At 42.8% G+C, this 12,759-nt stretch carries 15 protein-coding genes and 2 tRNA genes; 9 read left to right on the top strand and 8 right to left on the bottom strand.

What is annotated here, in order from left to right:
* Positions 1-111 precede the first annotated feature (111 nt).
* Together nifD and nifH are read right to left on the bottom strand one after the other, a co-directional pair.
* Positions 112-1,578 (bottom strand): nitrogenase molybdenum-iron protein alpha chain, encoded by a 1,467-nt coding sequence (gene nifD, locus NIES1031_RS07810; protein WP_073548890.1) that lies wholly within the window; start codon positions 1,576-1,578, stop codon positions 112-114.
* An 83-nt stretch (positions 1,579-1,661) separates the two neighbouring features.
* Entirely contained in the window at positions 1,662-2,540 is an 879-nt protein-coding gene (nifH, locus tag NIES1031_RS07805; RefSeq protein ID WP_178378079.1) for a nitrogenase iron protein, read from the bottom strand.
* Between the two features lie 14 nt (positions 2,541-2,554).
* Here nifH and NIES1031_RS24230 point away from each other — a divergent pair, with 14 nt between their 5' ends.
* The gene (locus tag NIES1031_RS24230) at positions 2,555-2,701 is read left to right on the top strand and encodes a hypothetical protein (protein ID WP_178378070.1); all 147 of its coding nucleotides are present in this window, start codon (positions 2,555-2,557) and stop codon (positions 2,699-2,701) included.
* Here NIES1031_RS24230 and nifU read toward each other — a convergent pair.
* The 4 genes from nifU to nifB form a co-directional block, all read right to left on the bottom strand.
* On the bottom strand, positions 2,698-3,579 hold the full coding sequence (gene nifU / locus NIES1031_RS07800) for a Fe-S cluster assembly protein NifU (protein WP_073548888.1): 882 nt from the start codon (positions 3,577-3,579) through the stop codon (positions 2,698-2,700). The two genes, NIES1031_RS24230 and nifU, sit on opposite strands and share 4 nt — an antisense overlap.
* A gap of 83 nt (positions 3,580-3,662) precedes the next feature.
* Positions 3,663-4,859, bottom strand: a complete 1,197-nt coding sequence (gene nifS / locus NIES1031_RS07795) for a cysteine desulfurase NifS (protein WP_073548887.1) — start codon at positions 4,857-4,859, stop codon at positions 3,663-3,665.
* Positions 4,860-4,933: 74 nt separating this feature from the next.
* Positions 4,934-5,299, bottom strand: coding sequence for a 4Fe-4S binding protein (locus NIES1031_RS07790; protein ID WP_073548886.1), 366 nt, complete (start codon positions 5,297-5,299; stop codon positions 4,934-4,936).
* Between the two features lie 2 nt (positions 5,300-5,301).
* Positions 5,302-6,741, bottom strand: a complete 1,440-nt coding sequence (nifB, locus tag NIES1031_RS07785; RefSeq protein WP_073548885.1) for a nitrogenase cofactor biosynthesis protein NifB — start codon at positions 6,739-6,741, stop codon at positions 5,302-5,304.
* 1,151 nt (positions 6,742-7,892) lie between these two features.
* Here nifB and cysE point away from each other — a divergent pair.
* The 8 genes from cysE to NIES1031_RS07745 all read left to right on the top strand — a co-directional run bounded on the left by cysE (position 7,893) and on the right by NIES1031_RS07745 (position 12,360).
* Positions 7,893-8,591, top strand: coding sequence for a serine O-acetyltransferase (cysE, locus tag NIES1031_RS07780; RefSeq protein WP_073548884.1), 699 nt, complete (start codon positions 7,893-7,895; stop codon positions 8,589-8,591).
* 111 nt (positions 8,592-8,702) lie between these two features.
* A complete protein-coding gene (locus tag NIES1031_RS07775) occupies positions 8,703-8,957 on the top strand; it encodes an Asr1405/Asl0597 family protein (RefSeq protein WP_073548883.1) in 255 nt (84 codons plus the stop codon).
* Positions 8,958-8,998: 41 nt separating this feature from the next.
* Positions 8,999-9,562: a DNA starvation/stress protection protein DpsA gene (dpsA, locus tag NIES1031_RS07770; RefSeq protein ID WP_073548882.1), complete on the top strand. Its 564-nt coding sequence runs from the start codon at positions 8,999-9,001 to the stop codon at positions 9,560-9,562.
* 37 nt (positions 9,563-9,599) lie between these two features.
* On the top strand, positions 9,600-9,836 hold the full coding sequence (locus NIES1031_RS07765; protein ID WP_073548881.1) for a DUF2949 domain-containing protein: 237 nt from the start codon (positions 9,600-9,602) through the stop codon (positions 9,834-9,836).
* 246 nt (positions 9,837-10,082) lie between these two features.
* Complete coding sequence (gene nifV, locus NIES1031_RS07760) at positions 10,083-11,198, top strand: homocitrate synthase (protein ID WP_073548880.1); 1,116 nt, start codon at positions 10,083-10,085, stop codon at positions 11,196-11,198.
* 108 nt (positions 11,199-11,306) lie between these two features.
* Positions 11,307-11,573, top strand: coding sequence for a nitrogen fixation protein NifZ (locus tag NIES1031_RS07755; RefSeq protein ID WP_073548946.1), 267 nt, complete (start codon positions 11,307-11,309; stop codon positions 11,571-11,573).
* The gene (gene nifT, locus NIES1031_RS07750; RefSeq protein WP_073548879.1) at positions 11,570-11,773 is read left to right on the top strand and encodes a putative nitrogen fixation protein NifT; all 204 of its coding nucleotides are present in this window, start codon (positions 11,570-11,572) and stop codon (positions 11,771-11,773) included. The genes NIES1031_RS07755 and nifT overlap by 4 nt, the downstream gene beginning before the upstream one ends.
* 14 nt (positions 11,774-11,787) lie before the next feature.
* The gene (locus tag NIES1031_RS07745) at positions 11,788-12,360 is read left to right on the top strand and encodes a (2Fe-2S) ferredoxin domain-containing protein (protein ID WP_073548878.1); all 573 of its coding nucleotides are present in this window, start codon (positions 11,788-11,790) and stop codon (positions 12,358-12,360) included.
* Between the two features lie 58 nt (positions 12,361-12,418).
* On the opposite strand, the gene NIES1031_RS07740 is transcribed toward NIES1031_RS07745, so the two are convergent.
* Positions 12,419-12,490, bottom strand: a tRNA-Thr gene (locus NIES1031_RS07740).
* 10 nt (positions 12,491-12,500) lie between these two features.
* Positions 12,501-12,583 (bottom strand) — tRNA-Tyr (locus NIES1031_RS07735).
* Between the last annotated feature and the right edge of the window lie 176 nt (positions 12,584-12,759).

The following is a 12,759-nucleotide window of genomic DNA, read 5'->3' as shown; positions in this document are numbered from 1 at the left end:
GGATATGGAATTAGAAATCAATACTTTTCATTTAGAAGCAGATCAAGTTCTCAGATGATGGGAGCTTCAGGAGAAGATTACTTTTAATTTCTCCTGAAGCTCCTCTGCTCCCTATCTCTTCCACGGTGCGCCAATTAAACTCCAGGTAGGACTATTCAGCGCTAAATCCATATCTCTGGCAAAAATTGCAAAACCGTCATAGCCGTGGTATGGACCAGAGTAATCCCAGGAGTGCATCTGACGGAAAGGCAATGCCATTTTCTGGAAGACGTATTTTTCTTTGATACCAGAGGCGATCAAATCCGGCTTTAATTCTTTAACAAACTGCTCGAATTCATAGGCAGAAACGTCATCATAAATCAACGTGCCATTTTCAATGTAGTGAGTAGTACGCTTGTAGTCATCATTGTGACCAAACTCATAGCCTGTACCAATCAACTTCATCCCCAAATCGTAGAAAGCTGGGACGACGTGGCGCGGACGCAAGCCACCAACCATGAGTGCGACTGTTTTACCTTCTAAGCGCGGGCGATATTTTGCTACAACGGCATCGCATTGGGCTTGATATTTCGCGATGACTTCTTCGGCTTTTTGCTGAATTGTTTCGTCAAACTTAGCAGCAATCTCGCGCAAAGATTCTGCAATCTTAGTTGGACCAAAGAAGTTATACTCTAACCAAGGAATACCATACGCTTCTTCCATGTGGCGGCTGATATAGTTCATAGAACGATAGCAGTGAACTAAATTCAACTTCACCGTCGGAGTCAGCATCATTTCGTTTAAAGTACCATCTCCAGACCACTGAGCAACTACGCGCAAGCCGATTTCTTCTAGTAAGATGCGGCTAGACCAAGCATCACCACCAATGTTGTAGTCTCCAATAATGGCAACATCATAAGGTGTTCCTTCAACGCCCAATTCTTTCTTTTTCTTGTCAGCTTGCGGGAAAACCCAGTCACGGATCGAGTCGTTAGCGATGTGGTGTCCCAGCGACTGCGAAACACCCCGAAAGCCTTCGCAGCGTACAGGGACAACAGTTTTACCAGTTTCTTTTGTTGCCTTTTTGGCTACGGCTTCAATATCATCACCAATTAAACCAATAGGACATTCAGACTGAATTGAAATACCGCGATTAAGCGGGAAAAGGTCTTCGAGTTCGGTAATCAGCTTAGCAAGTTTTTTGTCACCGCCAAAAACGATATCGCGCTCTTGAAAATCAGAAGTAAATTGCATTGTTCCGAAGGTATCAATTCCGGTCGTACCGATGTAGTAGTTACGACGACCAGACCACGAGTAATAACCGCAACCTACAGGACCATGACTAATGTGGATCATGTCTTTGATCGGACCCCAAACCACACCCTTAGAACCTGCATAAGCACAGCCACGGGTGGTCATGGAACCAGGAACGGACTTGATGTTTGATTTAACGCCGCAGTCAGATTTGCCTTCTTCGTAAACGTTGAGGTGTTTTTCCCGCTTTTTCTTCGCTTTGTCTGGGTAAACTGCTAAGACTTCTTTGATGAGTGCTTTCTTGTCTACTGTGGTGGTTTCTAAAATGTCTTCTGGAGGTGTCATATTCTGCCTCTCTTTGTTAAAAATGGGGAGTTAGGGGAAAGTGCGGGTAAGGCACTGCCTTACCCCTGTCGCCCCTCTTTGAATTACACAACGGCAACTTCTGCTGCTGTTTTGCCAACGAGATGCTCGTATTCTTTGTCGTCACCGAGGATTCCGAAGTCAACGAGTAGCTCTTCGAGTTCGTCCATTGAGATTGGGGTAGGAATCGTGAGCTTATCGTTTTCCTTGATTTTCTTGGCAAGGGCGCGATATTCGTTAGCTTGGTTGCAATCAGGTGAATACTCAATGACAGTCATGCGACGGAGTTCTGCGTGTTGTACAACGTTGTCGCGAGGTACGAAGTGAATCATTTGGGTGTTGAGCTTCTCAGCTAATGCCTCAATTAATTCAACTTCTTGATCGACTTTACGGCTATTGCAAATCAGTCCGCCCAAGCGCACACCACCAGAGTGAGCGTATTTGAGAATGCCTCGTGCAATGTTATTGGCAGCATACATTGCCATCATTTCCCCAGAGCATACGATGTAGATTTCTTGGGCTTTACCTTCACGAATTGGCATTGCAAAACCGCCACAAACGACGTCACCTAATACGTCGTAGGAAACAAAGTCAAGGTCTTCGTAAGCACCGTTTTCTTCTAGGAAGTTGATTGCGGTGATGATTCCCCGACCTGCGCAACCTACACCAGGTTCGGGACCACCAGATTCTACGCACTTGACGTCTTTGTAGCCTGTGAGCAGAACTTCTTCTAACTCTAGATCCTCAACTGCACCGCGTTCGGCGGCTAGGTGTAGAATTGTTGTTTGGGCTTTGCTGTGTAGCATCAAGCGGGTGGAATCAGCTTTAGGATCGCAACCTACGATCATGATGCGTTCGCCGAGTTCTGCTAAACCTGCAATTGTATTTTGGGAAGTGGTGGATTTACCGATACCGCCTTTACCATAGAAAGCGATTTGTCTAATATTATCAGTCATGGTTGTTTCTCCTGAAATTGGTTTATGATTTGCGTTTTATCGATGCGATCGCTCAACAGCAAATTTTTTGGTGGCGATCGCTCAACAGCAAAAACATGGGTTCGGAAAGAATAATGGTGCATATTGCTCCTGTATTGCCCAAAGACTAAACTGCTTCTACTAGCAAATTTTGGCTAATCCGTTCTTGTAACTTGGCTTCAATCGCAACTTTGAGCGTTGCTGTACTGCTAGAACACGAACCGCAAGCACCTTGCAATGTCACCTGGACGTGATCTCCTTCTACGTCGTATAATTCGACATCTCCACCATCAGCAATGAGCAGAGGTCTAACTTCTTCATCTAAAACTTTTTGAATCAAGGCAATTTTTTGCACAGTCGTCAGCGGACGTTGCGATTGTTCCTGTGCGGTTGCAATATCTGTAGCCATGTTTAGGGCAGATTCCTTAGTCACCGCAGCAATTAAGTCATCGATGTCTGCAAGACATGAACCGCACCCACCACCCGCCTTTACATAGCTTGTTACTTGTTCAGCAGTTGTCAGGTTATTTTCTTGAATGACGCGGCGAATCTTAGACTCGCTGATCCCAAAGCAACTACAGATTAATGCTCCTTCATCTTCTTCATGTACATCTATTGGAATACCTCGGTATTTGAAAATTGCCGCTTCTAGCGCTTCTTGTCCCATTACGGAACAGTGCATCTTGGCTTCTGGCAAACCACCTAAGTATTCGGCAATGTCTTTATTGGTGACTTTGAGCGCTTGATCTAAAGTTAAACCTTTAATTAACTCAGTTAATGCTGAAGAAGATGCGATCGCACTCGTACAACCAAAAGTTTGAAAACGCGCATCCAGGATTTTTTCGTTGTCTACATCTATTTTGAGGTGTAGTCTTAGGGCATCTCCGCAAGCTATGCTACCCACTTCACCAAAGACAACTGCGATTCCTGGTTCTTGATTGTCTTCTAACAATCCCTGGTTTTTCGGATTGTAGAAGAGTTCCATGACTTTATCTGTATAGTCCCACATAGCGAATTTTAGATTGTGTACTAGTTATCAAATACTGGATATAAAGGCTGTTTTCTCCTCTGCTTCCTCTACACATGAAACTTCTATCCAACCAGCACTTCCCGTCCTTGCAACCAGTCGGCTTGATCGTTGTTGAAGGGAGAAAGGGCGCGGAGGCGTTCGACAATTAAAGGCATAACTTCGAGAACGCGATCAATCTCGGCTGCGGTTGTGTAACGTGACAAACTAAACCGAATTGAACCGTGCAAAGTGGTGTAAGGTAAGCCCATTGACCGTAGAACATGAGAGGGTTCCAAAGAACCAGAAGTGCAAGCAGAACCCGATGATGCACAGATACCGTATTGGTTGAGGGATAGTAAAATTGCTTCGCCTTCGATGTATTTAAAACCAATGTTGGTGGTGTTGGGTAATCTGTTTTTGCGTTCGCCGTTGACTTCACAATCTGGAATTGTCTCTAGTAAAGTTTTTTCTAAGCGATCGCGTAGTTGTTGTTCGTGCTTAATATCTTTTATATATGTCTGCGCTAATTCTGCTGCTTTCCCTAAACCGATAATACCAGGAACGTTTTCTGTACCCGCCCTGCGTCCTCGTTCTTGATGTCCTCCTACTAAGAAGGGACGAAACCTCACACCACGTCGTACATACAAAGCACCAATCCCCTTGGGTGCGTGCAACTTGTGACCTGACAACGTTAATAAATCAACGGTGCTAGTCTTCATATTTAAAGGCACTTTCCCTACTGCTTGCACCGCATCGACATGGAAGAGCGCACCATATTCTTTTACGCGTAACCCGATCTGTTCGATGGGAAACACTACGCCGGTTTCGTTGTTGGCATACATAATCGTGACTAACGCAGTATTACCTGTCATTGATGCCGACAATTCATCAAGATCGATTTGTCCCTGGCGATTAACTGAAAGATACGTAACGGTATACCCTTGCGTTTCCAACTGTTTGCAGACATTCAACACTGCGGGATGTTCTACTTGCGTCGTTACAATATGTCGCTTTTCTGGCTGGGCTTGCAATGCGGCGCGAATTGCGGCGTTGTTTCCTTCTGTACCGCAACTTGTAAAGACAATTTCAGAATCATCTGCACCGATTAAGGCTGCAACTTGTTGTCGTGCTTGTTTGACCGCTTTGCCAACTTGCCCACCAAAGGTATGCATACTCGAAGGATTGCCGTAGTATTGAGTCAGGTAAGGCAGCATCGCCTCTACAACTTCGGGATCTACTTTCGTGGTGGCGTTGTTGTCGAGATAAATGCAAGTTTGCATGGTGAGTTCCTAGAAATTTAGTGCAAGAACTTATTGTTAAGGAAGCAGGGGAGCAAAGGTGCAGGTTTGGGGATTTAATTAGCTGGTGTTGATGTTAAGGTTAAGTTGTGATCGCGTTGAGATTGCAATACTCCAGCGAATTTTTGCGAGTAAGTATCAAACCAACGTTCCCAGTAGTCTTGTTTTTTAGTTAACTTGCCAACTAAGCGGTTGTAGGTAATAAACCATGACTCCCAGTAATCGTTTGGTTGTGGGATACAACCATCAAAGGTGGGACAACCTGCAACACATTGAGGGACGCTGTAAGCGCTACCAACACAGTTTGTACAAAGCGTAGAATCAATCCAGTGTTTGCCGTCGGTTACTTTAATTGCGTTAGTAGGACAGGTAGAAAGACAGCGATTGCAGGAAATACATTGGCTAGTAATTGTGTAAGCCATGACTATTCTCCTTGCTGGTTTTGCAAATACTGTGCGTAAAATTCACGGGCAACTTTTTCAATCACGTCGTAAGCTTCAACCGTTTGAATTCCGGCTTTGTGCAATTCTTCTTGCGGACAGTGACCAATTTTAGAAACCAATACTGCTTTGCAATCGGCGATCGCCTTGATAATGTGTTCTAGTGTTGCTGCTTCGCCGTATCCGCTTTGGCAATAGTGGTCAATTTTGCGGTGTCCGACAAATTTAGCTTCATTGGCATCAACTTCAAATACTTGAAATTCCTTTGCGTGACCAAAGTGCTGGTTCACCAAACCACCGCCTTTGGTAGCGACTGCAACTAAGATTTTTGGACTGTTAGCAATTTTCTTAGCAGCTTTCGCTTGTTCTTTAATAGCTTTGATTTCTGCTTTCGATTTTTCAATTCCTGCATGAACTTCTTGGCGTTGTTCTAAGCTGTATTCTGGAGTCATTTCCATGATTTTTTCTTTGGTAAATTCTTGACTCCGGTCTTCGCCTAGCAATCCCACCGCATCAGCGCGACACTGACGACAATGGCGCATCATTTTCATGTTGCTGTCAGCACATTTATCTTGCAGCGCCTTGAGTTCTTTGGGTGTAGGACCGCGTTGACCTGTTAAACCAAAATGCGTACCGTGTTCGGGTGCAGAAATCAGCGGCATAATATTGTGCAAAAATGCACCTTTAGATCGAATCACTGCATCAACTTCAGCTAAGTGTTCGTCATTTATTCCTGGAATCATCACCGAGTTGACTTTGCACAAAATGTCAGCTTCCTTAAGGGCTTGCAATCCTTCCATCTGCTTTTCGTGCAGAATCTTGACTCCTTCAACACCTCTGTAGCGCTTGCGGCGATAGTGAACCCAAGGATAAATCTTTGCTCCAATTTCGGGGTCTACCATATTAATCGTGATCGTGACATGATCGACATTGAGTTGTTTAATGCGATCAACGTAATCGGGAAGCATCAATCCGTTGGTTGACAAACAAAGTTTGATATCCGGTGCTTTCTCTGCAATCAACTCAAATGTGCGAAAAGTCTTTTCTGGATTCGCTAAAGGATCTCCAGGTCCTGCAATTCCCAGTACGGTCATTTGCGGAATTTTGCCTGCAATCACTAACACTTTGTGCGCGGCTTCTTCTGGCGTTAATAATTCGCTGACAACACCAGGACGACTCTCGTTTGCACAGTCATATTTACGGTTGCAATAGTTGCATTGAATATTGCAAGCTGGTGCGACTGCAACGTGCATTCTTGCGTAGTGATGGTGCGCTTCTTCGCTATAACAAGGATGCTTCTCAATCCGCGCTTTGGTTTTTTCATCTAAACCGCTTGTGGTATCTTTACTGCTACAACCACAACTGCTGGATTTGGTCGTTTTTGCCGTAGGGGCAGTTAAAAGTCCTGTAGGTGGTGGTGTCATTGAATTTCGCTGCTAGGGTTAGGGGTTGGGATTTTGGAAGATGCTCTAGCACATCAAAAAAGAATTAAAATCGCGTTGTCTTTGCTGAACCTGTCTACGCTGGTTGTGTAACCTTTTGGGTGATTGTCCTGACAACTGCGACTTCGTTTCCTTAAAAAGAGGCACTGTCGCATCTTTAACCATTTATCGCTACGTCCTTTAATTACCTACCAAGCTTTTTGTTAGTGCATTAGGTGTTTAGCGATATGTGTTTTATATCAGGTGTCTCAAAAGCGAACGGTGCTAGTGTTCGGTATAGAATTTATTGAATTGATTAAGCTTGTACTCAAAAACTGAAGCTTAGAATTACCAAGGTTTGAGCAGCTTTTTAAAAAAGTTTTTAGGGAGAGGTTCTAGTATTTTTTGGACAAGGGACGAGTATTTATGGTGAAGGGGTTCAAGTATTTTTGTACTCGCCTTGAACTCTATCCTAGTAAAGGTTTGAAGGAAATTTTAGGTGTTTTTTGAACTTTTCGATTCTGTACTCAAATCACGTCAAATAATTACTCAAAGTGATGCATTACTTGAGCTTTTTAGAGATAAGAACTGGAGCAACTAACTAAGAACTACCCCAGATGCTTAGCGAAATTTAATTCTGTATCTAAAATATCACTTTTTTGCTAAAATAGCTAACTTAATTTTATTTTAATTATTTGGATAATCGTTTGATTTTGGGTTAAAGCCTGGCGACTAACGTCACGGCTGATAAACAAAGTCCACCTGCGCGGACTAGAAGGAATAAATAATAAATTGTACTTTAATATACAGAAAAAATTCAATAAAATGACTAAGCGAGTGCAAGTGAGTACAAATTAATATAGATAAAAATTCTGATAAAAATATCTACAAATCCCGCTAGGTTAAAAGTTTAGGCTTGAGTACATAAATACTCACTCCCTTCTTTATAAATACCAGTACCCTTAGTCTAAAAATACTAGTACCCCATCCTGAAAAAAGTTTTTTAAGTTGTCAATTGCAGTTAATATCGTGGTTTAGAAGAATTGAGTACACGTTTAATCAATTCAATAAATCCAACCAACGTTGGCGGTATGAGTGTCGCTAGAGTTGCCTGATATAAGCAGATAGTACACGGATTTAGCCCATTAACTCCGATGCAACACTCCAACGCCTTTACTGCACAAAAAACTGACAAACAGTTTGGTTTATCGTTTTTGGAACCACTATTGACAGATTTTCAAATTATTTTTGAACGCGATCCAGCAGCGCGTCATTGGTTAGAAGTGCTTTTTTGTTATCCTGGGTTTCATGCGATCGCACTTTATCGTTTTGCGCATTGGTTGTATTGTCGTAAAGTTGCGTTTATTCCTCGCTTCATTTCTCACCTGGGGCGGTTTTTGACAGGAGTGGAAATTCATCCAGGGGCGCAGATCGGGAAAGGTGTATTTATCGATCACGGTATGGGTGTTGTGATTGGTGAGACGGCGATCGTTGGAGATTACGCGCTGATTTATCAAGGTGTGACGCTTGGTGGAACAGGAAAAGAAAGTGGTAAACGCCATCCTACCTTAGGTAAAAATGTTGTTGTCGGCGCAGGTGCGAAAGTCTTAGGTAATATTCAAATTGGCGATCGCGTTCGTATTGGTGCAGGTTCAATTATCTTACGCGATGTTCCTGCCGATTGTACTGCTGTCGGAGTTCCTGGGCGTAATATTTGTCATAAAGGAGTACGCGATTGTCCTTTAGAGCACGGAAAACTCCCTGATGTAGAAGCAAAAATCATTCGATCCTTAATCGAACGCATCGAGAAACTCGAACAACAATTGCAGTTACACAATCTAGAAATTCATTAGCTGTTCCTAGTTTACTCATCTAAATTAAAAGCTATCAAAATTCCTATCAGACAGTGCTGCTATTTTTTAATACTTAATAATTGACAAAAACTTTCAAAAGGATTGTGACCTATGTTTCAACATACCAATTCCAAATTTAAGGCTCAAATTGTTGAGATACCTGTAAGCGATCGCTGGCGAATTCATCACCGCTTACAAGAGTTGATGATTCCCGCTTGGTGTCCTGCGGATGGTTCTTTAGTAGTTGAAGTCGATAGTGCGATCACTGCAATTCTCGTACGCAGTACCGTGCAACAATTTGTCGCTACTCGTCAAGAATTACTCAATTGGTTAGAACGCTGTTGGACAGCAGAAGTTATTTCTTAATCAGCAGCAATTAGCGAATAGATTACACAAGGAGAAAAGTAATGACACAAGCAACTGTAGTACGTAATTTTGGGGAAGTTTTAGATAATCCCATCGGTTTAGGACAAGAAGTCACTGTTCCCGTTTGTGAAGGATTAAACATTGTCCTAGCAAGTTTTCAAGCGCTTTATCTGCAATATCAAAAGCATCACTTTGTTGTTGAAGGTGCAGAATTTTATATGTTGCACCAGTATTTCAACGAAAGCTACGAACAAGTTCAAGAACACGTTCATGAAGTAGGCGAACGTTTAGATGGACTTGGAGGCGTTCCTGTAGCAAGCTTCAATAAACTTGCAGAATTATGTTGTTTTACGCCAGAAGCAGACGGAGTTTTTTCATGTCGCCAAATGGTAGAAAACGATTTACAAGCCGAACAAGCCGCAGTTGATTTAATTCGACGTCAAGCATCGCAAGCCGAAAGTTTAGGCGATCGCGCTACGCGTTATTTGTACGAGCAGATTTTATTAAAAACGGAAGAACGCGCGTTTCATCTAGCTCACTTTTTAGCAGAAGATAGCCTGACTTTGGCTTTTGTTCCATCTTTTAATGGCAAGGGTAATGCGTAAATTCAATTGAATAATTCATAGCAAGGGAGTTAGAACAATGAACAAGCGTTACAGCGATAGAGAATTTATCAACTTTTTGCAGACTGAATTAGCCATTTCACCGGCGGATATTGGCGTCATGCTGCGCCATCGCGAGTCAGATTCTGCTCCCTTACCTATGATTCTTTGGCAGTATGGGCTAGTTTCTTTAGCTCAATTAACGCAAATTTTTGATTGGATAGAAGCCAAAACTTATGTTGGTATTTATTCATGGGCAATAGAGATGGAAATCTGACCGTAATTTCTTAAACATCCACTATCATTTTTATCAAAAACAAGGAAAACATCATGTTTACAGTAATAATTGCAGGTATCAGTTTGATAGTTGTTCCAATAGTTGTCAACATATATTTTGCTTATTTTTTGTTGCGAGCGAAGAGGTGAGCTAAGTAAAGTTGAATGTTCGATTTTAGGCAACATACCTAACGTCAAAATTGGCTCAAATGCAAACAACTAAAATGTCATGAGAGGTGTTGTGAATATGAACACGATTGTTATTAACGACACTACACTACGAGATGGCGAACAAGCAGCGGGTGTTACCTTTAATATTGAGGAGAAAGTCGCGATCGCTAAATTTTTAGATGCGATTGGTGTGAACGAATTAGAAGTCGGTATCCCTGCAATGGGTGAAGTGGAAACAACAGCGATCGCCGCAATTTCTAACTTAAATTTGCAAGCTCAACTTTTAGGCTGGAATCGTGCAAAAATTTCTGATATCCAAGCTTCGATTGCGTGTGGATTGCAGCGCGTACATATCTCGGTTCCTGTTTCTGAGATTCAAATTGATGCCAAGTATCACGGACAATGGCGCGTGATGTTGCAAAAACTCAAAGAGACAATTAGCTTCGCGTGCGATCGCGGACTTTGGGTAGCAGTCGGTGGCGAAGACGCTTCTAGAGCCGATGAAAACTTTCTGGTTGATGTTGCGCTTTATGCTCAAGAGTGGGGTGCGTCAAGGTTTCGATTTTGTGACACAGTGGGAATTCTCGATCCGTTTACAACATATACCAAAGTCAAACAATTGGTGATGTATTTGGCGATTCCCGTAGAAATGCACACGCACAATGACTTTGGTTTAGCAACCGCAAATGCTTTAGCTGGCTTGCAAGCTGGCGCTTTATCAGTGAATACCACTGTTAATGGATTAGGAGAAAGGGCGGGTAATGCGGCTTTGGAAGAAGTGGTGATGGCGCTCAAACGCCTGCATAAAATTGACTTAGGAATTGATACAACGCGCTTATTAGAACTATCGCGACTCGTAGCCGCTGCATCCGGTTGCAAAGTTCCCCCGTGGAAGGCGATCGTTGGTGAAAATACGTTTGCGCACGAGTCTGGTATTCACGCGCATGGCATTTTGCAAAATCCTGTAACTTACGAACCGTTTGCACCCGAAGAAGTCGGTTGGGAAAGGCGCTTGGTTGCGGGTAAACATTCAGGGCGACATTTGGTAGCTAATTTACTACAGCAGCAAGGGATTAATGTCAACATCGATGAAACGCAATCGCTTTTAGACGCAGTGCGACAACAGTCGATCCAAAACAAACGCAGCCTCGACATACAAGAACTTTTGAGTTTATACCATTGCACCAGATGAAATAGATAGCCCCTTAAATCCCCCACGAGCGGGGAACTTTGAAACGAAAGGGATGTACTTCCCCTCTTATTCTAATACGAACTTTTAAGTGAAATGGTAGGAAATCCTATGCAAGCGGATGAATTGGAACTCGATTTACCCCCAGCTTTTGAAATTGGCGCAAAAGTTAGAACGCGCAAACTAATCCGTAATGACGGTACTTATCCTGGTCAAGAAATTGGGGCTACACTCGCGAAAAAGGGAGAAATTGGCTACGTCATTAGTATTGGCACATTTTTGCAAAATTCTTATATCTACGCGGTGCATTTTATCGAAACAGGTTTCATTGTCGGTTGTCGCAAAAAAGAACTAGAAGCTGTTGAGGAAATCAAATGAAAGTCATGCTACGTCAAAATGCTGCTGGACATTTAGTTGTTTATGTTGCCAAAAAAGACCTTGAGGAAGAAGTGGTAAATCAAATTGATGGCGATCAGGGTAAGATTTTTACCTTGGCCAACGGTTGGGAATTAGCAATTCCAAATTTACCCGAACCTTTACGATTACCGCAGACGATCGAAGCTAAAAGACTATCTTAAAGGAAGTAGAAAATATGAGTGACGATCAGCGCGATCGCCTATTACCCTTTCGCCTCGAAGGAAAATTCTTAGGCTTTATCACTGATGGATATGGGATACCTAAATACTTGCAACTAGAAATTGAAACAGGAAACCTGAGTATTAAACTCGCGAAACAGTTGCGCTTCAAGCTTGGTTTAAGTTTACAGCCTAATGATTGGCTCGAAGTTGTCGGCGAAAAGAAGCTGAAATCCAAAACAGGTGAATTACGCTGGAAAGCCGATCGCGTTAATCATCTGACAGCATCAGAGAGTAACAGCGTAGAAAATAAAATTAAGATTGTTGCTTGTTATCAATCAGGTTGTCTAAAAAAAGGTGCTAGCAGGTTGTTGTCGAATCTAGAAAGAACATTACACGAGTGGGGTTTGAGCGATCGCGTTGTCATTCAAGCAACCGGCTGTTTAAAACGCTGCTCTCAAGCGCCCAATCTCCTCCTCAAACCTGGGAATGTTCGCGTAAACGGTATGACTCCTGAGGTGATCGTCGTTACGTTACTCGATACAATGAGGACAACTGCAGTTCTCAATCAGGCTAGCAGCATTGAGTAAGAAGCTTGCGATCGCATTGCGCACAATTTAATCTAGCTAGACGCTGACAAATTTCTAAAGCCCGTGGCGAGGATTGAACTCGCGACCTCACCCTTACCAAGGGTGTGCTCTACCACTGAGCTACACGGGCAAAAATGAGGTGGGCCGAGCTGGATTTGAACCAGCGTAGGTGTAAACCAGCGGATTTACAGTCCGCCCCCATTAACCACTCGGGCATCGACCCTTTTAACCCACGATTTATTATGATAGCGCAAGCTTTTGAAAAGTGGAAGTAGTCTTTTACAATTATTTGTCTTTCGCAGTGAAATTTCTAGTATTGGGTAATATCATTCCGGTTAAATAACTTTTCTTTGTGACTAGTGGCTAGCCACCATTTCTATTATCACTAATCAACCGGAT

It is taken from the genome of Chroogloeocystis siderophila 5.2 s.c.1, from assembly GCF_001904655.1.
Taxonomy (GTDB): Bacteria; Cyanobacteriota; Cyanobacteriia; order Cyanobacteriales; family Chroococcidiopsidaceae; genus Chroogloeocystis; species Chroogloeocystis siderophila.
This window is presented reverse-complemented; position numbering and strand designations above follow the sequence as displayed.